The organism is Aquimarina ulvae (genome assembly GCF_053613295.3).
The window spans coordinates 118182-138742 of the sequence record NZ_JBSIBP030000008.1; the positions used below are offsets into that span (position 1 = coordinate 118182).

General features: G+C 33.4%; 22 protein-coding genes and 1 pseudogene. 18 read left to right on the forward strand and 5 right to left on the reverse strand.

What is annotated here, in order from left to right; genetic code table 11:
• Window positions 1–40: 40 nt before the first annotated feature.
• Together clpB and ACWGOQ_RS17095 are read left to right on the forward strand one after the other, a co-directional pair.
• A complete protein-coding gene (clpB, locus tag ACWGOQ_RS17090; RefSeq protein WP_452059369.1) occupies window positions 41–2641 on the forward strand; it encodes an ATP-dependent chaperone ClpB in 2601 nt (866 codons plus the stop codon).
• 212 nt (window positions 2642–2853) lie between these two features.
• Window positions 2854–3507, forward strand: coding sequence for a hypothetical protein (locus ACWGOQ_RS17095; RefSeq protein WP_452059370.1), 654 nt, complete (start codon window positions 2854–2856; stop codon window positions 3505–3507).
• Between the two features lie 8 nt (window positions 3508–3515).
• Here the strand turns inward: ACWGOQ_RS17095 and ACWGOQ_RS24110 are convergent.
• A pseudogene (locus ACWGOQ_RS24110) lies at window positions 3516–3587 on the reverse strand (hypothetical protein); the annotation flags it as partial.
• 68 nt (window positions 3588–3655) lie between these two features.
• Between ACWGOQ_RS24110 and ACWGOQ_RS17100 the strand changes: the two are divergent.
• Window positions 3656–3997 (forward strand): hypothetical protein, encoded by a 342-nt coding sequence (locus ACWGOQ_RS17100; protein WP_452059371.1) that lies wholly within the window; start codon window positions 3656–3658, stop codon window positions 3995–3997.
• Between the two features lie 116 nt (window positions 3998–4113).
• On the opposite strand, the gene ACWGOQ_RS17105 is transcribed toward ACWGOQ_RS17100, so the two are convergent.
• On the reverse strand, window positions 4114–6075 hold the full coding sequence (locus tag ACWGOQ_RS17105) for an endonuclease (protein ID WP_452059372.1): 1962 nt from the start codon (window positions 6073–6075) through the stop codon (window positions 4114–4116).
• 174 nt (window positions 6076–6249) lie between these two features.
• Here ACWGOQ_RS17105 and ACWGOQ_RS17110 point away from each other — a divergent pair, with 174 nt between their 5' ends.
• The 4 genes from ACWGOQ_RS17110 (at window position 6250) to ACWGOQ_RS17125 (ending at window position 9085) form a co-directional block, all read left to right on the forward strand.
• Window positions 6250–6846, forward strand: coding sequence for a TetR/AcrR family transcriptional regulator (locus ACWGOQ_RS17110; RefSeq protein WP_452059373.1), 597 nt, complete (start codon window positions 6250–6252; stop codon window positions 6844–6846).
• Window positions 6847–6892: 46 nt separating this feature from the next.
• Complete coding sequence (locus ACWGOQ_RS17115) at window positions 6893–7378, forward strand: acyl-CoA thioesterase (RefSeq protein WP_452059374.1); 486 nt, start codon at window positions 6893–6895, stop codon at window positions 7376–7378.
• A gap of 56 nt (window positions 7379–7434) precedes the next feature.
• Window positions 7435–7560 carry a hypothetical protein gene (locus ACWGOQ_RS17120; protein WP_452059375.1) on the forward strand — a complete coding sequence of 42 codons (126 nt, stop codon included), beginning with the start codon at window positions 7435–7437 and terminating at the stop codon, window positions 7558–7560.
• 259 nt (window positions 7561–7819) lie between these two features.
• Complete coding sequence (locus ACWGOQ_RS17125; protein ID WP_452059376.1) at window positions 7820–9085, forward strand: cellulase family glycosylhydrolase; 1266 nt, start codon at window positions 7820–7822, stop codon at window positions 9083–9085.
• Between the two features lie 105 nt (window positions 9086–9190).
• On the opposite strand, the gene ACWGOQ_RS17130 is transcribed toward ACWGOQ_RS17125, so the two are convergent.
• Window positions 9191–9472, reverse strand: coding sequence for a hypothetical protein (locus ACWGOQ_RS17130; protein ID WP_452059377.1), 282 nt, complete (start codon window positions 9470–9472; stop codon window positions 9191–9193).
• A 159-nt stretch (window positions 9473–9631) separates the two neighbouring features.
• On the opposite strand from ACWGOQ_RS17130, the gene ACWGOQ_RS17135 reads away from it, so the two are divergent.
• The gene (locus ACWGOQ_RS17135; protein ID WP_452059378.1) at window positions 9632–10759 is read left to right on the forward strand and encodes an esterase-like activity of phytase family protein; all 1128 of its coding nucleotides are present in this window, start codon (window positions 9632–9634) and stop codon (window positions 10757–10759) included.
• Between the two features lie 9 nt (window positions 10760–10768).
• The gene (locus tag ACWGOQ_RS17140; RefSeq protein ID WP_452059379.1) at window positions 10769–11272 is read left to right on the forward strand and encodes a SixA phosphatase family protein; all 504 of its coding nucleotides are present in this window, start codon (window positions 10769–10771) and stop codon (window positions 11270–11272) included.
• Between the two features lie 5 nt (window positions 11273–11277).
• Here the strand turns inward: ACWGOQ_RS17140 and ACWGOQ_RS17145 are convergent, their stop codons facing one another.
• A complete protein-coding gene (locus ACWGOQ_RS17145) occupies window positions 11278–12015 on the reverse strand; it encodes a DUF6503 family protein (RefSeq protein ID WP_452059380.1) in 738 nt (245 codons plus the stop codon).
• Window positions 12016–12232: 217 nt separating this feature from the next.
• Here ACWGOQ_RS17145 and ACWGOQ_RS17150 point away from each other — a divergent pair, with 217 nt between their 5' ends.
• The 3 genes from ACWGOQ_RS17150 to ACWGOQ_RS17160 all read left to right on the forward strand — a co-directional run bounded on the left by ACWGOQ_RS17150 (window position 12233) and on the right by ACWGOQ_RS17160 (window position 13773).
• Window positions 12233–12589, forward strand: coding sequence for a DUF3887 domain-containing protein (locus tag ACWGOQ_RS17150; RefSeq protein WP_452059381.1), 357 nt, complete (start codon window positions 12233–12235; stop codon window positions 12587–12589).
• 96 nt (window positions 12590–12685) lie between these two features.
• A complete protein-coding gene (smpB, locus tag ACWGOQ_RS17155) occupies window positions 12686–13147 on the forward strand; it encodes an SsrA-binding protein SmpB (protein WP_452059382.1) in 462 nt (153 codons plus the stop codon).
• Window positions 13148–13275: 128 nt separating this feature from the next.
• Window positions 13276–13773, forward strand: a complete 498-nt coding sequence (locus ACWGOQ_RS17160) for a hypothetical protein (protein ID WP_458202833.1) — start codon at window positions 13276–13278, stop codon at window positions 13771–13773.
• A gap of 38 nt (window positions 13774–13811) precedes the next feature.
• On the opposite strand, the gene ACWGOQ_RS17165 is transcribed toward ACWGOQ_RS17160, so the two are convergent.
• Window positions 13812–14459, reverse strand: a complete 648-nt coding sequence (locus ACWGOQ_RS17165) for a protein-L-isoaspartate(D-aspartate) O-methyltransferase (RefSeq protein ID WP_452059384.1) — start codon at window positions 14457–14459, stop codon at window positions 13812–13814.
• A gap of 144 nt (window positions 14460–14603) precedes the next feature.
• Here ACWGOQ_RS17165 and ACWGOQ_RS17170 point away from each other — a divergent pair, with 144 nt between their 5' ends.
• From ACWGOQ_RS17170 to ACWGOQ_RS17195, 6 genes are all read left to right on the forward strand, one after another.
• Window positions 14604–15566, forward strand: coding sequence for a Gfo/Idh/MocA family oxidoreductase (locus ACWGOQ_RS17170; RefSeq protein ID WP_452059385.1), 963 nt, complete (start codon window positions 14604–14606; stop codon window positions 15564–15566).
• A 48-nt stretch (window positions 15567–15614) separates the two neighbouring features.
• Complete coding sequence (locus tag ACWGOQ_RS17175; RefSeq protein ID WP_452059386.1) at window positions 15615–16502, forward strand: 3-hydroxybutyryl-CoA dehydrogenase; 888 nt, start codon at window positions 15615–15617, stop codon at window positions 16500–16502.
• 38 nt (window positions 16503–16540) lie between these two features.
• Entirely contained in the window at window positions 16541–17131 is a 591-nt protein-coding gene (locus tag ACWGOQ_RS17180) for a M23 family metallopeptidase (protein ID WP_452059387.1), read from the forward strand.
• 12 nt (window positions 17132–17143) lie between these two features.
• Window positions 17144–18292: a redoxin domain-containing protein gene (locus tag ACWGOQ_RS17185; protein ID WP_452059388.1), complete on the forward strand. Its 1149-nt coding sequence runs from the start codon at window positions 17144–17146 to the stop codon at window positions 18290–18292.
• 18 nt (window positions 18293–18310) lie between these two features.
• Window positions 18311–19549: a DUF1015 domain-containing protein gene (locus tag ACWGOQ_RS17190; protein ID WP_452059389.1), complete on the forward strand. Its 1239-nt coding sequence runs from the start codon at window positions 18311–18313 to the stop codon at window positions 19547–19549.
• A 309-nt stretch (window positions 19550–19858) separates the two neighbouring features.
• A complete protein-coding gene (locus tag ACWGOQ_RS17195) occupies window positions 19859–20524 on the forward strand; it encodes a YggS family pyridoxal phosphate-dependent enzyme (protein ID WP_452059390.1) in 666 nt (221 codons plus the stop codon).
• Window positions 20525–20561: the final 37 nt, after the last annotated feature.

Consider the following 20561-nt stretch of genomic DNA (forward strand, 5'->3'; position numbering starts at 1 on the left):
ACAATTTGATTTCTATAGTTCAAAAGTAAAACAAGACATTATGAATTTTAATAATTTTACTATAAAATCACAAGAGGCGATCCAGCAAGCGCAACAGCTTGCTCAGGAATATGGCCATCAACAGATAGAAAATGAACATTTTTTCAAAGCCATTTTTAATGTGGATGAAAATGTGTTACCCTTTCTATTAAAGAAGCTTAATGTTAACCTCACCATATTACAACAGGTCCTTGACAGTACGCTGGAAAGTTTTCCTAAAGTAAGTGGTGGAGAAATACAACTATCGCGTGAAGCAGGGAAATCTCTAAATGAAGCTAGCATTGTTGCCAAGAAAATGGATGATGAATTTGTATCTATCGAACACTTGGTAATTGCCATTTTTAAATCTAAAAGTAAAATTGGTCAAATCTTAAAAGATCAAGGTGTTACTGAAAAACATCTTAAAGAAGCAATTAATGAGATTAGAAAAGGGGAACGTGTAACCTCTCAGAGTGCAGAAGAAACATATCAATCACTGAGCAAATATGCCAAGAACCTTAATGAACTTGCAGAAAACGGTAAATTAGATCCTGTTATAGGTCGTGATGAAGAAATTCGTAGAATTCTGCAAATTCTATCGCGTCGTACCAAGAACAATCCTATGCTTGTGGGAGAACCTGGTACTGGTAAAACAGCTATTGCTGAAGGTTTAGCACATCGTATTATTGCAGGAGATATTCCTGACAATCTACGTGATAAGCAAATTTATTCGTTGGATATGGGCGCTCTTATTGCCGGTGCAAAATTTAAAGGAGAATTTGAAGAACGTCTTAAAGCTGTCGTAAAAGAAGTGACATCCAGCGATGGAAATATTGTTTTGTTTATAGATGAAATTCATACGTTAGTTGGTGCAGGTGGTGGACAAGGTGCCATGGATGCTGCCAATATCTTAAAACCCGCATTGGCTCGTGGAGAGTTGCGCGCTATTGGAGCTACCACACTTGATGAATATCAAAAATATTTTGAAAAAGACAAGGCATTAGAAAGACGTTTTCAAAAAGTAACGGTAGATGAACCAGATACAGAAAGTGCAATTTCTATTCTTCGTGGAATAAAAGAAAAATATGAAACACATCATAAGGTTAGAATTAAAGATGAAGCGATTATTGCTGCTGTAGAATTATCTCAAAGATATATCACCAATCGGTTTTTACCAGATAAAGCAATTGATTTGATGGATGAAGCTGCTTCTAAATTAAGAATGGAAATTAATTCAAAACCAGAAGAACTTGATGTATTAGATCGCAAAATTATGCAACTCGAAATTGAAATCGAAGCCATAAAACGTGAAAACGATGAGTCAAAATTAAAAGTATTAAATAGTGATCTTGCTAATTTCAAAGAAGAACGAAACGAAATCTTTTCTAAATGGCAAAGTGAAAAAGAACTCGTAGATGCTATACAAAATACGAAAACAAATATTGAAGAATATAAATTAGAAGCAGAAAAAGCTGAACGTAATGGAGATTACGGAAAAGTTGCCGAGTTACGTTACGGAAAGATTAAAGACGCACAGGAAAATTTGGAATCCTTACAAGAGCAACTCAATCAACGGCAAAGTAAATCTTCATTGATCAAAGAAGAAGTTACCAATGACGATATTGCCGAAGTTGTTGCAAAATGGACAGGAATTCCTGTCACCAAAATGCTACAAAGTGACCGAGAAAAACTTTTGGTACTAGAAAAAGAATTACAAAGGCGTGTTGTAGGACAAAAAGAAGCAATTCAGGCAGTAAGTGATGCTGTAAGAAGAAGTCGTGCCGGATTACAGGATCAGAAAAAACCTATAGGATCTTTTCTTTTCTTGGGAACCACAGGTGTAGGTAAAACGGAATTAGCAAAAGCATTGGCAGAATATCTTTTTAATGATGAGAGCGCTATGACCCGAATTGATATGAGTGAGTATCAAGAACGACACGCCGTAAGCCGACTGGTAGGTGCGCCACCGGGATATGTTGGATATGAGGAAGGGGGTCAATTAACAGAAGCTGTAAGAAGGAGACCCTATTCGGTGGTATTACTTGATGAAATTGAAAAAGCACATCCGGACACTTTTAATATTCTATTACAAGTACTTGACGAAGGTCGATTAACAGATAATAAGGGTAGAACAGCGGACTTTAGGAATACTATTATTATTATGACAAGTAATATGGGAAGTCATATTATACAAGAAAAATTTGAGGCAGTAAAAGATATAGATACCGCTATGGAAAGTGCCAAAATTGAAGTCTTGGGAGTACTAAAGCAAGCTGTTCGTCCGGAATTTTTGAACAGAATTGATGATATCATTATGTTTACTCCGTTAACAAAGACTAATATTGAGGAAATTGTAAAACTACAATTGAAGCAGGTTTCTCATATGTTAGCACAGCAAAACATTACCCTTGATGCTACTAATGAAGCTATCGCTTTTCTTGCTAATAAAGGTTTTCAACCAGAGTTTGGTGCCAGGCCAGTAAAAAGAACTATTCAAAAAGAAGTGCTGAATTCTTTATCCAAAGAGATTCTTGCTGGAAAAGTTTCTACCGAAAGTATTATTTTATTAGATGAATTTGATAATAATTTAGTATTCAGAAATCAAAGCGATTTAGTGCTTTAGTAGTTAACATCTAAAACAAAATCTTTTAAAAAAAGGTGGGTTACGGACACATACCCCACCTTTTTCATACTTCTTACTAATACATTTGTCACTATTGATGTTTTCAGGTAACAATAAATATACGGTAAAACCGTAGTTATTAACAGATATAATCTTACACGGTTGATAACTTATTCTTACAAAAGAGAAACTTTTAAGTAAATTGCTCTGCAATGAAACCAACTTTTATATTGTCTCTTTGTATCCTAACATCAACTATTTCCTTTTCGCAGGAAAAAAAGGAAATTTTAGCAGATATTAAAAGTAAATATTTACTTATTCGAGAGCTTGTGGATACGAACACATTACGACAATATTACACAAATTATACCTGTGAAGAATCTATAGAAAAGGGTAGCCTAACCTTTTATTATAATAGTCGTGAATTAAAACATATTATACATCAATATACGCAGGGATATGTATCTTATTGGGATGAATATTATATCTGGGATGATCAACTTTTCTTTGAATTTTCCACTCATAAGGTAACCTATCAGGATTATGAGAAAAACAGAAAGAATAAAATTCAAAAAGTAGCGGTCGTCCTCACACTAGAGGAACGCTTCTATTTTAACAATTCTGAGCCCTTAAAATGTCAATTCAAAGAATTTGAAACGAGAAGCAACAGGTCAAAAAAACCCAAAACTAATTACATAAGAAATCAAACTACTGATTGTGACCAGTCTCACCTAATTATTAAAAAATTTAATGCGCTTTTGAACCATCAGAATAGAGATATTGATGATGCGTGTGTACTTCCCAGAAGCATTGCTAAAGTAGTATCGGACGGTATAATTGATCCTAATCTAGGAGAAGAACAATAACCTTTATTTTATCTAATAATAATAATACGCTTGACTACTGATGTGTTATTATAATTGATGCGTACTATATATAATCCTGATTGGTAGCATCATTATAAAATTAAATTTTTTATTTACGTCAAATTTTTTAGAACAGTTTGTTGAAGATATGAAAACGAACGTACCAGGATTAATAGCTCTTTCTGTATCAGAAGTAAGTACAGGAGTATCATATGTTTCTCATTCAGAGAGCAAGGATTTTGATCCCGAAATTGCCTCATCATTCAATTTAGAAGTGGTGAAAGCTAAAAAAAATGCTATTGAAGCATTAGGATTAAAAGCAAATATTCAAGATATTTTGATAACGCTTTCTAATCAAATTCTCATAATTGATCTCTCAGAAAATGGTGAATATTTTATATATGTAGCTGTAGATTCTAAAAAAGCAAATCTGGGAATGACCAGAGCTTTATTAGGTAAGTATAAAAAAGAAGTAGTTAAACAACTATAATAATTATTACTTTTTAATTTAAAAAAGCTGTATTCTCCTGTATTACAGCTTTTTTTACATTTATGTTCTAAGTTTTCACAAGAGATATACACCACGATAAAACTTGCCTTCTATCACTATTTTATAACAATTCTCTTTATTGTATCAGTGTTTTTAGAATTAATTTTCATCATATACAATCCTGATGACAAATTAAGATTTATTCTTGTTGTCTCATTAAAAGAATGAGTCATTAACAGATTTCCCAGCATATCAAAAATTTCTAGATCTCCTTGCCTCCCTTTTGCGGAAACTACAATATGATCGTGGGCAGGATTTGGATACAACAAAACTTCAGCTTTTTCATTCTCATCTATAGATAATGTATTGGACCAAGGTTCCCCAATATTATTACCCCAGATATATTCTACTAATTCCGGTTGATCAATAAATGGATTACGATTAAATTGCCAAGTATAAATAATGTTATTTCGATTCATTTCAAAATCATCAGGAGGATCATTTCTATGCCAATCCAATAAAGTCGCAAGATCTCCCAATTGACCAACAGTGCTATTATCAAGATTTCCATTGACCACATCAATGCCATTATAACGAATGGTAAGAAAAAATATGCTTCTTGCTACGTCTCCCTTCCAGCTTCCTTGAGTTCCGCTCGGTCCCGAATACTCGCCATAATCCTGATTTCCTCTGGAGCTATTTTCAGGACCATCTGTAGCCCTTAGTCCATGAGCATCAGAATTTGCATGTCGAAGAGAATCGGGTTTGGTTGCTGTAAACACATTGATTCCATCAGCAAAATCATCTGCATCGATACTATTAAACCCTCCTCTGGATCTTGGATACGTATGTTCTCTATTCCATTTTCCTACATTACTTCCTCCACTAGTTTGGAAATCTGATTTGGGACGTTGTTGTTCTGTATATAATAACCATACCTGATTGCTGTTCAACGGGCTTTGATCAGCAGCTTTAAGAATATCAATAACATCTGCATACGTTTGCGCTCTTACTGTAGCCGGATCTGCAATAATATCTTGTATAGCTTGTACCAAGGATGTATCTGATAACCCTTGTAATGGATCATAATATCCTAATGGAGCAGTATTATTCACGTTTCCAAAAGTAGGGTTCAGTGGCGTCCCCCAAGATGCCACAGTAAAATCATTATCCACTATTAGAATCTCTACATTATCATTAAGGCGCACAAAACCAGAAGGAATCGATCCAAAAACAATCTTCATCACCTCATCACCTTCATCATCTAAATCATCAATAATCTGAATTGTATTTGTTGCCGTATTCATTCCTGCGGGAATAATAACAGAAACACTACCTGAATAATCTGATGTCATAAAACTTCCATTAGTGATCGTAAAATCTAAAGTAAGGTCACTTGTAACATTAGTTTGTGTTGTAAAAACGATATCAACACTTGCACCTTCATCATATTCTTGTTGTGAGGTAGAAATTGAAATACCATTAAACTGAACTCCACTTCCATCATTAAGCACTCCGGGCGTTGGAGTTTTTACTTCATAAGTCCCATCATTTTTCCGTTGAATAGATTCGGTGTCTCTATTACCGTTTTGTGCCTCATTTATCTGCAAAGTTTCTCCTAACAGATTGAGTAAGTCAACATCATCACTTTGACCTCCATCATACACTAATGCATCTAATAAATTAGTAGTTGTAGCTAACGTACCCTCTGGAAAATCGGTTCCATCACCGATATAAATTGCCACGCCATCTGCCCCATTCTGAACCGTATTTTCAGATAATAAAAAAGCAGGAACCGGAGAAACCTCAGGACCACCTATTAAAAATATCCCATTAGCATCAGTAGTTAACCCATCAAGATCTAACGTAAAATAGCTAGAATCACCCCCACTATTAGAACCATTGAATAAAACCAAAACTAACCCATTTAAAGAAAAATTAGGCGCATCAGATTTTAACTCTATCACCTCTTGGGTATCTACTCCTGGTGTTCCAGAGTTCAACTCATTTATAACAACTTGTCCAAAGGAAAGATTAACAAAGAGAATGGTATAAATTAAAATATATAGATTCTTCATAATAATAAAAATTAGCAATGCAAGATAGGTATATTCTATAGTTTACAAGGTTATGTTTGTATTAAAATTCAGATCCATTAACGATCTATAAGCGTCAGATAATGTTAAAAAGTCGCACTAAATTATACCGATTGGTATAATTTGATTACCTTTACGTCAAAACCTTTTCTTTATATGCTCGCAAAGGCTAAAAAGACCACGGAATACATTATCCAGACAGTAGCTCCAATTTTTAACAAAAATGGATATGCCGCTACTAGTTTGAGTGATATTACCAAAGCCACCGGATTAACTAAGGGTGCGATTTATGGAAATTTTAAAAACAAGGAAGAATTAGCGATTGCTGCGTTCACAATGACCGTAAAACGAATGCTAAGACGTATAACAGAGCATCAATCACTCAGCGATTCTCCTATAGAAAAATTATTATTGGTAACAGACTTTTATAGAAATTATTACAATTACAGTCAGGAATTAGGAGGCTGCCCTGTACTCAATATGGGGGTAGATTCTAAACATCAACACACTGAACTTTTTAAATACGTACAATTCACCATCAACAAGATTCAAACCAATTTGGCTCGGCTTATTGATGCTGGAAAACAGGCTGGCGAAATACAACCTAAAGTAAACTCCTTTCTATACGCAAAACGATTGTATACAATGATTATCGGTGCTATTTTTATGACTCATACAATGGAAGATAGCAGCTATTTATTAGAAACGATGTATCAAATGGATACAATAATTGAAGAAGAATTAAAACTTTAAAATATTTTTTTAAACTAAAATATACCGATTGGTATAAAAATAAATTATGACAGTACTACCTAAAATTTTAGAAAGCAAATCGAAAATCAGATTTCAACATTGTGATCCGTTTAACCATTTAAACAATGCCGAGTACATTAATTATATGATCAATGCCAGAGAGGATCAGATCATAAAATATTATAATCTAGATCTATTCAAAATGGCTAAAACTCACGGTATCAGTTGGGTTGTAGGAACCAATCAAATTGCCTACTTGCGACCAGCATTCCTGATGGAAGACATTATTATTGATTCGCAACTTCACTCCTGCTCAGAAAATGAGTTACACGTAGAAATACGTATGTGGAATTATAATAAAAAAGAATTAAAAGCTGTTATGTGGAGTTCTTTTGTGCATTTTAACTTACTAAAACAAAAACGCTGGAATCACACTACAGAACTTATGGAATTATTTAATTCTATAGTACTTCCAATAGAAGCAACAACATTTAATCAAAGAGTTTTACAACTAAAACCACAAAAAGTGTAACATATTCTTTTCTAGGCCGTCTTATATATACATCAATCAACAAAACCTAACCAGTTATGAAGTCTTCCGGAGATCTTGGCTCCTCTCAAAAGAAGAGAAGCTCATATTTTTTTATTGGATTTTTTATCATTGCCATGCTTTCTATGACTATAGTTGCTTATCAATTAGGGATTTTTGAATAAATTTTAATTTCTGTACCCTTCATACAAATTACTAATTGAAACTAAAACTAAGGACAGCGGCTTTTTTTGAATAGAACAGCTGTTTTTAGTTTCATCTATTATAGCAGAAACTTCACTCTTTTACATCTATATTGTATAGTTTTCAACCCAATTAGTTACAGTTTCATCGAAAAGCCTAATTTTCCATACTAAAAAAACAAGCCTATCGTTTTGATAAGATCGAGCTAACTAAATTTATTAAACTCCTCAAAATCAAATTATGAAACAAACCATTACATTCAAACATCAATTCGCTGCTTTTATATTCTTACTTCTCGCCGTAATAGTTTCCGGCTTTTCCTTACAAGCGCAGACAGCAGTAGAAAAATATGGCCGCCTACAAGTAACTGGAAGTCATGTAACCGCAGAGAATGGAGATAAAATAAGTCTTGCCGGGATGAGTCTGTTCTGGAGTAATGCGGGAGATAGTGGTGATTTTTACAACAATGAAACTGTTAATCACTTAGCTGATGACTGGAAAAACCCAATTATTAGAGCAGCACTCGGAGTTAAAGAAACTTGGGACGGAGGAACTGGTTATATTGATAATACCCAAGCACAGAAAGCTAAAATCAAGGTCGTTATCGATGCAGCTATTGCTAAAGGTATTTATGTTATTATAGACTGGCACACGCATGCTGCAGAAGTTCACAAAGAAGAAGCTGTAGCTTTCTTTACTGAAATGGCAGAATTATATGGAACTAATGATCATGTCATTTATGAAATATATAATGAACCCATTAACCAATCCTGGAGTGAAGTGAAAAGCTACGCAACAGATGTTATAGCAGGTATTCGTTCCAAAGATCCTGATAATTTAATCATTGTAGGAAGTCCTACCTGGTCTCAAGATGTCGATAAGGCAGCTGCCGATCCTATTATTGGAGATCCTAATTTGGCATATACATTACATTTTTATGCAAATACACACAAACAATTCTTAAGAGATCGTGCGGTAGCCGCAATGAATGATGGTATTGCATTATTTGTTACAGAATGGGGAACTACTGATGCTAGTGGAAACGGAGGATATAATCCACAAGAATCAGAAATATGGATGGACTTTATGATTGATAATCACATCAGCTATGTAAACTGGACAGTTGCTCATAAAAATGAAGATTCGAGTGTTGTAAGTCCCGGTATGGGAGTACAAGGACTCATAAACGGGAATCTTACTACATCAGGAATATTTATCAGAAACCATCTTATTGCACGCGCAGAGGCACTAAGTGTAGATGATTTTACCATTAACAATGTAAAACTTTCATTAGTTCAAAACCCCGTTATGGACACGCTATCAATCAATGCTGATATCCTAATTGACGATCTTACAGTTTTTGATATGAACGGAAGATCTGTTTTTTACAAACGTGTAAATCAAGATAATCCACAAGTTGACATTAGTAATCTAAATTCAGGTAATTATATTTTGAAAGTAAGTTCCAGTAACGTTTCCACTACCACAAAATTTATAAAAATATAAATTCATCAAAATTTTATAAATCAAAAACCTTCTGATACGTTACATTGCGCACCAGAAGGTTTTTTACTTCTTATCATTAGCCTTTGTGAAGACTACGTTAAAAATCTAATTTCCAGCGTCTGCACAATCCAACGGTAGTAATAACAACTCATCGGCATATGCAAGGTCACTTGTACATTCTAAATCTCTGTACTCTTCGACTGTATCTTTAATTGCCTGACAAGTAGTTTCATTTTCATCTGCTTCATAAGCTTCTATCGCTGCCTCTACTGATAATTGTAATGCATCTTCTGCAATATCACAGGAAGCATCTTCTACATCATCTCCATCACAAGAAACACATAATACTGCGGTAGAAAATAATAAGGTTAAAATTGTTTTTTTCATCATTGTTGCTTTTTAATTATGTAACAAATATCTAACCATTCCTTCTTTTCGAATGCCGTGAATAAATTTTTTTTTAACTCTATCCACGAGTAAATATGAAAGTAAAATGTTTTTTAAGGGATAAAAAGATTACTTTTAAAAACTATTTTTATTAGCATTATGTCTTTCAAAAAAATATCTTATATAACGTTCATTTTTTGCCTTGGTTTTATCGTATCCTGTGGAAGTACCAACGAGATTTCAAGAAAAAAAGAAATTAGAGTCAATTATTTAGATGAATATATCATTTATAACGATTCTATCTTTCCGAATTCAAAGATTGGAGGACTTTCAGGTATAGAATATCTAAAAGAACAGGATACATATTATATCGTTTGTGATGATGCAAGAAACCCACGGTTTTACAAAGCGTCAATTTCACTAAAAAACAATAAATTTCACTTGGTCACTCTAGATCAACTAATCACTATTAAAGACAACAAAAATAAATTCCTACACTCCAATATTGCAGATCTGGAAGCCATTAGGTCTTTTAAAAACAATAATTTGATTTTCACAAGTGAAGGATCCATAAAAAATAATTATAATCCAGCAATTTTTATTACTAACACTACTGGTAATTATCAAAACGAGTTTGATCTTCCTATCTATTTCCGTGTAGAAGACGATTCAAAAAATAGACCGAGACATAATGGGGTTTTTGAAGGTTTAGCTCAGGATATAGAGCAAAAAGGATATTGGGCAGCCTTGGAACTCCCACTAGAACTAGATGGAAATGAGCCAACAATAGAAAGTTCTGGAGCTCCTGTTAGAATTACACACTTTAACACGAATACAAGAAAGGCTGATTTTCAATTTACATATCCACTTGACAAACTTACTAAAGATCCTAAAGAAAAATTTGGTGTTAATGGACTGACTGGATTATTACAACTAAATACAAATCAATTTCTGGTTTTGGAGCGCGGATATGCTGCCGGACATGGAACACAGGGTAATACGGTGAAAGTTTATGTATGCGACATTAAAGAGGTTACTAATACTTTAGATTTTGATTCTTTACAAAACAAAAAACATCAATCCGCTACAAAAGAATTACTTTTCGATTTCGAAACGATCAGACACCTACTAACGAATCAGATAGTGGATAATATCGAAGGAATTACCTTTGGTCCTACACTAGCAAATGGTAATCATTCATTAATTTTGATATCTGACAATAACTTTAACCCTACTTCTGAACAAATAAATCAATTGATATTACTAGAACTCATTTTACAACCTTAAAGCTCACCTATGAAACTACTTTTTAGATTATTAATTTTAACGACTTTTTTTGGTAGCTGCGCTCAAACAAAAGATACGCAAGCAAACACAACGACCTATATTCTAGTTCGACATGCTGAAAAAGATCTAACCGACAATGCCAATCCAAACCTTACACAAAAAGGGAAGCAGAGAGCAAGAAAATTAGCAAAATTATACACTAATACCACAATAGATTTTGTTTTTAGTACTGATTATAATAGAACTATGCAAACTGCAACTCCGCTAGCAAAGAGCAAGAACCTAAAAATTTTAAAGTACGACCCTCAAAATTTATATAGTACCGAATTTAGACAGAAGACAAAGGGAAAAACTTCCCTAATTGTGGGTCATAGCAATACCACACCGGATTTTGTTAATAAAATTTTAGGAGAATCAAAGTATCAAGATATACAAGAAGATAATTATGACCAAATATTTACCATTATCATAAAGGGTAACCAAATTACTGATACTATTACGAGGTATCACTAAAAATATTACTCTTTTTCTACATATACATAAATATACTCTAGCTCGATTTTAGATACTAATTTTAATTGATCATTTTCAAACATACTATCTAATGTAGACAGTGATGTAGATAGATCGTCTATTTTGTAATTATTATAATCTACAAATCGAATTCCATTAATGATTCTTGGGTTGTATGCTTCTCTGAAACGAATACCCCCTCCATTCACAGCATATTTATAGGCTAAATAATCGATTGTAAAATTATTTTTATCAATCCAGTACATAAACTCATCTTCAAAATCAGTTCCGCCTCCTTCCTGATCAAAGGTGACTTTAACCTTATAATAGGATGCTCCCTTTATTGTAGACTCTCCTATTAATTCCTTACGAACTGCAGGTGCATTTAGTCCGTACGGTAAATTTGCAAAATAATGCACTGAATTAACGCCGTCACTAATTTTAGTAACCATAGAGTCTGCTACTTTTACAGAACAATTTTCTATAGATCTGGATAAACCACTATTAGTTAAAATATCGTGTATTAAACCTTCCTTACCCTGTATTAACCTTTCCAATTGATAACTTCCGCTATCTCGTGTGCTTCTATACTCTTTTCCTCTAAACGTAAAATGAATCCTTGCATTCTCGAACTTTGCACCTCCAGCATTCTCAATAGCCTTGTCAACAATATGCTCTACAGAAAATTGCATAGTAAAAGAAACCAAAACCAAGACTATTGCTAAAAATAAAAACCTCTTCATAAATTATTTGCTAATCAAAAACTAAAATAGTTGTTACTCCACCAATAGTTGTAATAATTTTGTTAAACTAACTAATATGGTATTGTCTTTTATAATTCAGAATCTGAAGTACATAACAAAAGGAGCACGAGTAAGAGACACATAATTTTAAGCGTATTTTTTTTTCAAATTCTCAAAAAAGATAATTATTTTGCAATACCTAAATCTTATGAATACTATGAAATATATTTTACTACTTTTGGTTTGTGTAGCAACACAACCATTATTAGCACAAGATGCTGCTGCTTACGCAAAAACAACAAAAGCTTTTCAGGAAAATTTTAATGCACAGAATATAGATGCAGTGTTCGATTTATATACTCCCGAAATGCAAGAAGAGATGACTAAAGAAGGAGTTACACGTTTTATTAAAGGGTGTCACTCTCAATTTGGAAATTTAAACACGCTAACATTTATAGAATCTGCAGAAGGAATTAATAGCTACACGGCAGCCTTTGATAATATTAGCCTCATAATGGAATTAAAATTAAACCCGGATGGCAAAATAGCAACCATACAATTTCAGGAGCCTTAAAAAGTTATGATTACAATATAAGTAATAACAAAGCTTTCTTTAGGGAAAGCTTTTTGTATTTTTACACTCTTCTCAAACTCTTTGGACAAACAAATTATGAGTCAAAACAGAATTAATATAAAAAATAGAAAAGCCAAATTCGAGTATGAATTTTTGGATACATATACTGCTGGAATAAAACTGGTAGGTACAGAAATTAAAGCTATTAGAGAAGGAAAAGCAAGTATTGCAGAAAGTTTTTGTGAATTTCATAATGGTGGTGAGCTCTTTGTAATCAATATGCATATAGAAGAGTACTCGCACGCAACGTATTTTAACCATAATCCTAAAAGTGAGCGAAAGTTATTACTAAATAAACAAGAGCTAAAAAAACTAGAAAAAGAAGTTAAAAATTCTGGTCTTACTATTATTCCAACGAGATTATTTGTAAATGATCGTGGACTGGCCAAACTGGTTATTGCGCTTGCCAGAGGTAAAAAACTATACGATAAGCGAGAAAGTATTAAAGACAGAGATAATAAACGTGCGTTGGATCGGATTAAAAAGGATTATAAGTAACAAGATAAAACAGGCGTGTAAAGATTATAAAACCAATACTTCTTTTTTTTACCATTTGACAATGGACTTACTTGTATTAGAACACCTTACTAAAAATGACATATTTACGATTACTTACTTTCTTTTTCATGTTTCCAGTATTTTGCTTTGCACAGTCTGAGGAAGAAATAATTATAGAAATTAGAAATGAGTTTAATCGTATAAATAACTTACAAAGCTTAGAGAAAATTGACCTATTCAACGATGAGTTCTTGAATTTTACTCCAGACGGTGGAGGACAACTTTCAGGTTATTTCGAAAATGATCAATTGGTAAAGATAGTTAAATGGATCGGTCCTAGTTTTGGTATTATTGTTACAGAATACTATCTTAAAAACGATAAAATAATTTTTGCTTTTAATACAGAAAAAAAGTTTAAAGATATTTTTGATGCCTCAGGAGAATGGATGCATCTTGATACTTCTGTAGCAGAAAACAAATTTGAAGCTAGGTATTATTTTCACAACGAGTCGCTTATTAGACAGATTGAAAAAGGGAAACGTATCACCGAGTCTTCCTTCCATAAAGAAACATTTATACGTAATATGCATACTTTAGGTAAACTACTCAAAAAGAAGATAAATTAAACTTCCAACTTCGTAAAATAAAAAATCTATTTGCATATTCAATTCTTATCTTCCAACAAAGGCACAAAACGAAACTCACCGAACTCGTGTTTTTCGAAGTTAGTTTCGCTTTTACGGATAAACAATGTCATTACTTGTGGATCTTTTCCCACTGGTATTACCAACCTACCTCCTATTGCTAGTTGTGATAATAATGGTTTGGGAACATAAGGAGCTCCTGCAGTGACAATAATACCTTTATACGGTGCATATTCTTCCAAACCTTTGTACCCATCGCCAAAGGATAAATATTTAGGACGATACCCTAATTTAGGCAAGAATAATTTCGTTTTTTTAAACAGTTCCTGTTGTCTTTCTATACTATATACTTTGCAGCCTAATTCACACAATACTGCTGTCTGGTAACCCGAACCCGTTCCAATTTCCAACACCTTATCTCCACGTTGGATCTCTAATAATTCTGTCTGAAAAGCTACCGTATATGGCTGTGAAATGGTTTGATCAGCACCAATAGGAAATGCCTTGTCCTGATATGCGTGATCATCGAAACCAGAATCCATAAACAAGTGCCTGGGTATCTTACCTATTGCCGAAAGAACCGATGCATCCTTAATTCCTTTTCCAATTAGTACATCGACCAATTGTTTTCTTTTACCAGCGTGTTTTAATGTATCTTTAAAATTCATTAGGGTAGATTAACACGCTAAAATTACATAAAGATTTTAAAGAATAAAGAACAATTTTAGCAATAACCTGATTATTTTATATTTTAGATAGAATTAAGATTTAGAATTTATAAATAATACTATTTTTGTGTAAAATCTTTAATTATGCTCAAAGCCGGAGTACTTGGCGCAGGACACCTTGGAAAAATTCACCTACGTCTCCTGGAACAATCTGAAAATTATGAACTTGTTGGTTTCTTCGATGCCAGTGAGAAACAAGCAAAAGCAATAGCAGAGGAGTTTAACTATCACCTATTTGATTCTATAGAAGCATTGATTGATGCCGTAGATGTAGTGGACATTGTTACCCCCACTTTTGCACATTTTGAAGTTGCTAAAAAAGCAATCGAGGCCGGAAAACACGTTTTTATAGAAAAGCCCATTACCAATACAGTAAGAGAAGCAGAACAACTTATCGAACTGGCTAAAACCCATAACGTAAAAGGACAAGTTGGACATGTCGAACGTTTCAATCCTGCGTATACTGCAGTAGCTAACAAAATAGACAATCCGATGTTTATCGAGGCACATAGACTGGCCGAGTTTAATCCTCGCGGGACGGATGTACCGGTAGTATTGGACTTAATGATCCACGATATTGATGCAATTCTTAGTGTAGTACATTCTGACGTAAAACACATTAGCGCCAGTGGAGTTTCAGTTATTAGTGAAACCCCAGATATTGCTAATGCCAGAATTGAGTTTGAGAATGGATGTGTTGCCAATCTCACTGCAAGTCGTATTTCACTAAAAAATATGCGAAAAGCTCGGTTTTTTCAACGTGATGCCTATATCTCTGTGGATTTCTTTGAGAAAAAATGTGAAGTTGTAAAAATGAAAGATGCTCCTGAAACACCTGGAGATTTTGACATGATCCTACAAAATGCAGAAGGAGTAAAAAAACAGATCTATTTTGATAATCCCGAGGTTCCGTCTAACAATGCAATATTGGATGAGTTAGATACATTTGCTGAAGCTATAACGAATAATACTACTCCTGTGGTTTCTTTAACTCAAGGTAAAAAAGCATTAGAAGTAGCTTTAAAGATCATTGACTGTTTTAAATAGTAATTAAAACAAAAAATCTAGAGTAACAAAAAAAACACACATACACATATGAAAAACGTAGCAGTAATTGGTGCAGGAACTATGGGAAATGGTATTGCGCACACTTTTGCACAAAAAGGATTTAAAGTCCAATTGATAGATATATCGCAACAATCTCTGGATAAAGGATTGGCAACAATCACTAAAAATCTTGATAGAATGATCGCCAAAGAAAAAATTTCTGAGACTGATAAAGAAGAAACACTTGGAAATATCTCTACCTACACTAGTATTAAAGAAGGTGTAGAATATGCAGGCCTCGTGGTAGAAGCTGCTACAGAAAATATTGATTTAAAACTAAAAATTTTTAAAGAATTAAGCGAGGCTTGTCCAGAAGATACCATTTTATCCACCAACACTTCTTCAATCTCTATCACACAGATTGCAGCTGTCACCAAAAGACCAGATATGGTTATTGGTATGCACTTTATGAATCCGGTACCCATTATGAAACTGGTCGAAATTATCAGGGGTTACAACACTTCTGACGAAGTTACCAATAGCATTATGGAAATGTCCAAAACTCTGGGTAAGGTTCCTGTAGAAGTGAATGATTATCCAGGATTTGTAGCAAACAGAATTTTAATGCCAATGATCAACGAATCTATCGAAACTTTATATAATGGTGTTGCCGGAGTTTCTGAAATTGACACTGTAATGAAATTGGGAATGGCACATCCTATGGGACCATTACAATTAGCAGATTTTATTGGATTAGACGTATGTCTTTCGATACTTAATGTAATGTACGATGGTTTCAAAAATCCTAAATACGCACCTTGCCCATTATTAGTAAATATGGTGATGGCTGGTAAACTTGGCGTAAAAAGTGGGGAAGGTTTTTATGATTACTCCGAAAGCCGAAAAGCTGAAAAAGTAGCGAAGCAATTTAGTTGATAAAAGTAATTTATCGTGAAAATATTTGTGTTTTCTTTATGATTTTTTTTACTTCTTTTATAAGTAAAAAGCAACATATAACTAACACAAGTATTGATTATCTAACAGAGCCAATACAAACTCAAAATAAGTACGCTAAATACGATTCTCTTTTTAATAAAAATCAAACGTTTATTGCAAAAGGTTTTGACTTTCCGATAGGCAAACCCAATGCAAAAGGCTATTATAATGCTCAGAAATTTAAACAAAATAATCATTTAGGTGACGACTGGAATGGCCTTGGTGGTGGTAATTCTGATCTTGGAGATGCTATCTATTCTATAGGAAATGGTTATGTCTCCTTTGCAGAAAATATAGGTGGTGGCTGGGGAAATGTAATCCGTATTATTCACAGATACCAAGACAACTATTATGAATCTGTTTACGCACATTGTGAGACAATAAAAGTAAAAAAAGGAGAATTTGTTAAAAAAGGGAACTTTATTGCTACGATAGGAAATGCCAATGGTTTATATTTAGCGCATTTGCATCTGGAGGTAAGAGATGCTATCTTTATGGGCATTGGTGGTGGATATTCAGAAAACACCAAAGGATATGTAGATCCTACTGCATTCATTAACAAACACTAAATAAATGTATATATGAAGAATAACTTCCTCTCCACCATATTGCTAGCAATTTTACTTTTCTTCTCTTGCAGCGATCATAAAAAAAACAAACAAGTAGTTGATATAGAGAGTAAGGAAGATGAATACCATATTCTAGGGACACTAAAAAATCTTGCCGATAGTACTTGGATTTATCTTCGTGAAGACAATAAAATAGCAGACTCTACACTTATCATCAATGAAAAATTTGAGTTTAGAGGGTCTGTAGATGAACCCTCCTTCTTCTTTTTTGTGGTTGGTAAAACTAATCGGGAGTATTTTTCCTTATGGGCAGAAAATTTAAAAATTATAGTAGAAGGTGAAAAAGGAAATCTAAAAAAAGCTATAATAATTGCTGGATTAACCCAAAAAGAAAACGACGTTTTTAATAAAAAGATTGATAGTTTAGACATCGTATTTAAAAAAGTAATAGATCAGCTACAATCTCCAGACGCTGATAAAATGAGTAAAGAAGTTAGGGCAAATCTAATAAAAAAACAAAACGATCTTCTAACCCAAATGAACCAAAAAGGTTTGGAATTTGTCAAAGAGTTTCCTGATTCCTATGTAAGCGGTGATTTGTTGCAAGTTTATAATACAACTTGGGATAAAAAAACGGTTGAGGATTTATATGATAATTTATCAGATAGAATAAAAAGTTCTAAAAATGGGAAGGTAATAGAACGTTTTTTATCTCTTCCAGAAACTCCCAAAATTGGAGAGAAATACATTGATTTTGAATTACCTAATACAACTGCAGAGTTAGTAAAATTATCTGATATCAAAGGAAAGTATATCCTAGTAGAATTCTGGGCTTCCTGGTGTGCTCCATGCAGAGCTGCTAATCCTAAATTAATAAAAAATTACAATTCATATAAAGAAAAAGGCTTCAATATCATAGGAGTATCCATTGATCAAAAAGAAAAAGACTGGATAAAAGCAATTAAAGATGATAAGCTTCCTTGGAAACAAGGAGTTGATCTAAAAGGTTTTAAAAGTGACATTGCACTGACATATGGAATAAATGGCATCCCTGATAATTTCCTCATCGATGAAAAAGGAAAAATTGTCGCAAAAACTCTACGAGGTAACCAATTAGAAAATAAACTCAAAGAACTTTTTACAAGCACTACTAACAACTAATAACGATTAACGAAACTAATGGCAAAAATAATTCCATTTAAAGCGGTTCGTCCTACTCGGGATAAAGTAAGTTTGATCGCATCAAGATCCTACCAAAGCTATACTCCAGAAGAAAGGGATTCTCGAATGGATTACAATCCTTATTCTTTTTTACATATCGTCAATCCAGGTTATAAATATCATAAAGAAATCTCTGGTGAGGAGCGGTATAAACTAGTGCGTAATCGATATTTGGAGTTTAAAGAAGAAGAAATTTTTCTGCAAGATGAAACCCCTTGTTTCTATGTATATAAAATTGTAAACCGAGAACAAGAATCATTTTGTGGTATCATTGCAGCTGCAAGTGCCGAAGATTATGAAAATGATATCATCAAAAAACATGAAGACACCCTAAAAGAACGAGAAACCACGTTTAAGCAATATCTAAAAACAGTAGGGTTTAATGCAGAACCTGTCCTCCTAACCTATCCGGATAATGATATCATAACCAATGTTATCGAGGAAATTGTAAAAGAAAGAGCAGAATACGAGTTTACTACTACCTATCGAGATACACATTATGTATGGAAAGTTGGTAGTATAAAGAACATTGAAAAAATTCAAGCTGCTTTTGAAGCAATGAAAACTATCTATATAGCAGATGGTCATCATCGATCAGCTTCTTCTTATTTATTAGCAAAAGATACAGCGTCTAATAACTTAGATCATCAGGGAACAGAATCCTATAATTTTTTTATGAGTTACCTGATTCCTGAATCAGATCTGAGGATATATGAATTTAATAGATTGGTTAAAGACCTGAACGGCTTATCAAAAGAAGAATTTCTAATTCGATTAGATGAGTGGTTCAGAATAGAAAACCGAGGCATTGAAGTCTATATGCCATCAAAGCCTCATCATTTTAGCTTATATCTGGATGGCGAATTCTACTCTTTATATCTTAGAAAAACCATCTACGAATTTACCAATGCATTGGAAGAATTAGATGCACAAATTTTATTTAAGACTGTATTAGACCCTATTCTGGGAATTAAAGATCTTAGAACTGATAATAGAATTGAATACTCCCACGGAAAAAAAGGAATTGTCTATGTAAAAAGTAAAATAGACCTTGGAGAGTTTCAAGTCGGTTTTGGATTATTTCCTGCTACGGTAGATCAAATGAAAAAAATTGCGGATCAAGGTTTAAAGATGCCACCAAAAAGCACATATATAGAGCCCAAACTTAGAAGCGGTATTACCATTTATGAATTCTAAGAATCAATGTTGAAGCCATCACTATTGATATATCCAGAGTGAGCACGTTAAGAATTTTGAATATTATTTTGAATAACAGCCTTCCTTCCAGTGTAAAGATCATTTTTAATCCTAACGGTTCGGACCTTTTGACCTAATGTTAGATCAACCAAACGATATAATTATTGTTTGATAATCAGCGTATTCTTTATCGTAAAAAGCATGTTTTAAATCGGTGTTTAAAAACAATTATTTTTTGGATAACATTCTCTTGTTTTTAGGCTGCGATTTCAAACTAAATTTTTATTAATTTCGGTATCTTTGCACCTTATGAATTCTATCGAAAAAAATCTTAAAGAAATACTAGAAACAATACCGGATAATGTTACACTTGTGGCGGTGTCAAAAACCAAACCTATTGCTGATTTGTTAGAAGCACATCAAGCTGGGCAACGAGTCTTTGGAGAAAACAAGATTCAGGAAATGACTCAAAAATGGGAAGAAATGCCTAAAGATATTTCCTGGCATATGATTGGTCATGTTCAGACGAATAAAGTAAAATACATGGCTCCGTATGTAGATACTATTCATGCTGTTGATAGTTTTAAGCTTCTTAAAGAAATTAATAAACAAGCTATCAAAAATGATAGAACCATCAATTGTTTTTTACAGATCAAAATAGCCGAAGAAGATAGCAAATTTGGACTTAGCGATGAAGACGCAATAGATCTTCTTAATTCTGAAAAAGTAAGACAATTGTCTAATGTTAGAATCACAGGACTTATGGGTATGGCTACTTTTACAGAAGACCAGAAGCAAATTAAAAAAGAGTTTACCTCCATACAATCGCTTTTCGAAAAACTGAAACAAGATCATCATCAGTTAACATCTTTATCTATTGGTATGAGTGGAGATTACCAACTTGCCATCGATTGTGGTAGTACCATGATACGCATCGGAAGTTCAATTTTTGGAGCAAGAAATTATAGTCATTAAAAAATGTTACTTTAGGCAAATAACAAATCCATAAAGA

Bases quoted from the DNA above. Each gene is read 5' to 3' on its own strand.
- ACWGOQ_RS17170 (WP_452059385.1), top strand. From the start codon at position 14,604: ATGCTCAAAGCCGGAGTACTTGGCGCAGGACACCTTGGAAAAATTCAC.
- ACWGOQ_RS17190 (WP_452059389.1), top strand. From the start codon at position 18,311: ATGGCAAAAATAATTCCATTTAAAGCGGTTCGTCCTACTCGGGATAAA.
- ACWGOQ_RS17140 (WP_452059379.1), top strand. From the start codon at position 10,769: ATGAAACTACTTTTTAGATTATTAATTTTAACGACTTTTTTTGGTAGC.
- ACWGOQ_RS17150 (WP_452059381.1), top strand. From the start codon at position 12,233: ATGAAATATATTTTACTACTTTTGGTTTGTGTAGCAACACAACCATTA.
- ACWGOQ_RS17175 (WP_452059386.1), top strand. From the start codon at position 15,615: ATGAAAAACGTAGCAGTAATTGGTGCAGGAACTATGGGAAATGGTATT.
- ACWGOQ_RS17165 (WP_452059384.1), bottom strand. From the start codon at position 14,459: ATGAATTTTAAAGATACATTAAAACACGCTGGTAAAAGAAAACAATTG.
- ACWGOQ_RS17145 (WP_452059380.1), bottom strand. From the start codon at position 12,015: ATGAAGAGGTTTTTATTTTTAGCAATAGTCTTGGTTTTGGTTTCTTTT.
- ACWGOQ_RS17195 (WP_452059390.1), top strand. From the start codon at position 19,859: ATGAATTCTATCGAAAAAAATCTTAAAGAAATACTAGAAACAATACCG.
- ACWGOQ_RS17110 (WP_452059373.1), top strand. From the start codon at position 6,250: ATGCTCGCAAAGGCTAAAAAGACCACGGAATACATTATCCAGACAGTA.
- ACWGOQ_RS17100 (WP_452059371.1), top strand. From the start codon at position 3,656: ATGAAAACGAACGTACCAGGATTAATAGCTCTTTCTGTATCAGAAGTA.
- ACWGOQ_RS17120 (WP_452059375.1), top strand. From the start codon at position 7,435: ATGAAGTCTTCCGGAGATCTTGGCTCCTCTCAAAAGAAGAGAAGCTCA.
- clpB (WP_452059369.1), top strand. From the start codon at position 41: ATGAATTTTAATAATTTTACTATAAAATCACAAGAGGCGATCCAGCAA.
- ACWGOQ_RS17125 (WP_452059376.1), top strand. From the start codon at position 7,820: ATGAAACAAACCATTACATTCAAACATCAATTCGCTGCTTTTATATTC.
- ACWGOQ_RS17130 (WP_452059377.1), bottom strand. From the start codon at position 9,472: ATGAAAAAAACAATTTTAACCTTATTATTTTCTACCGCAGTATTATGT.
- ACWGOQ_RS17185 (WP_452059388.1), top strand. From the start codon at position 17,144: ATGAAGAATAACTTCCTCTCCACCATATTGCTAGCAATTTTACTTTTC.
- ACWGOQ_RS17095 (WP_452059370.1), top strand. From the start codon at position 2,854: ATGAAACCAACTTTTATATTGTCTCTTTGTATCCTAACATCAACTATT.
- ACWGOQ_RS17135 (WP_452059378.1), top strand. From the start codon at position 9,632: ATGTCTTTCAAAAAAATATCTTATATAACGTTCATTTTTTGCCTTGGT.
- ACWGOQ_RS17115 (WP_452059374.1), top strand. From the start codon at position 6,893: ATGACAGTACTACCTAAAATTTTAGAAAGCAAATCGAAAATCAGATTT.
- ACWGOQ_RS17105 (WP_452059372.1), bottom strand. From the start codon at position 6,075: ATGAAGAATCTATATATTTTAATTTATACCATTCTCTTTGTTAATCTT.
- ACWGOQ_RS17160 (WP_458202833.1), top strand. From the start codon at position 13,276: ATGTTTCCAGTATTTTGCTTTGCACAGTCTGAGGAAGAAATAATTATA.
- ACWGOQ_RS17180 (WP_452059387.1), top strand. From the start codon at position 16,541: ATGATTTTTTTTACTTCTTTTATAAGTAAAAAGCAACATATAACTAAC.
- smpB (WP_452059382.1), top strand. From the start codon at position 12,686: ATGAGTCAAAACAGAATTAATATAAAAAATAGAAAAGCCAAATTCGAG.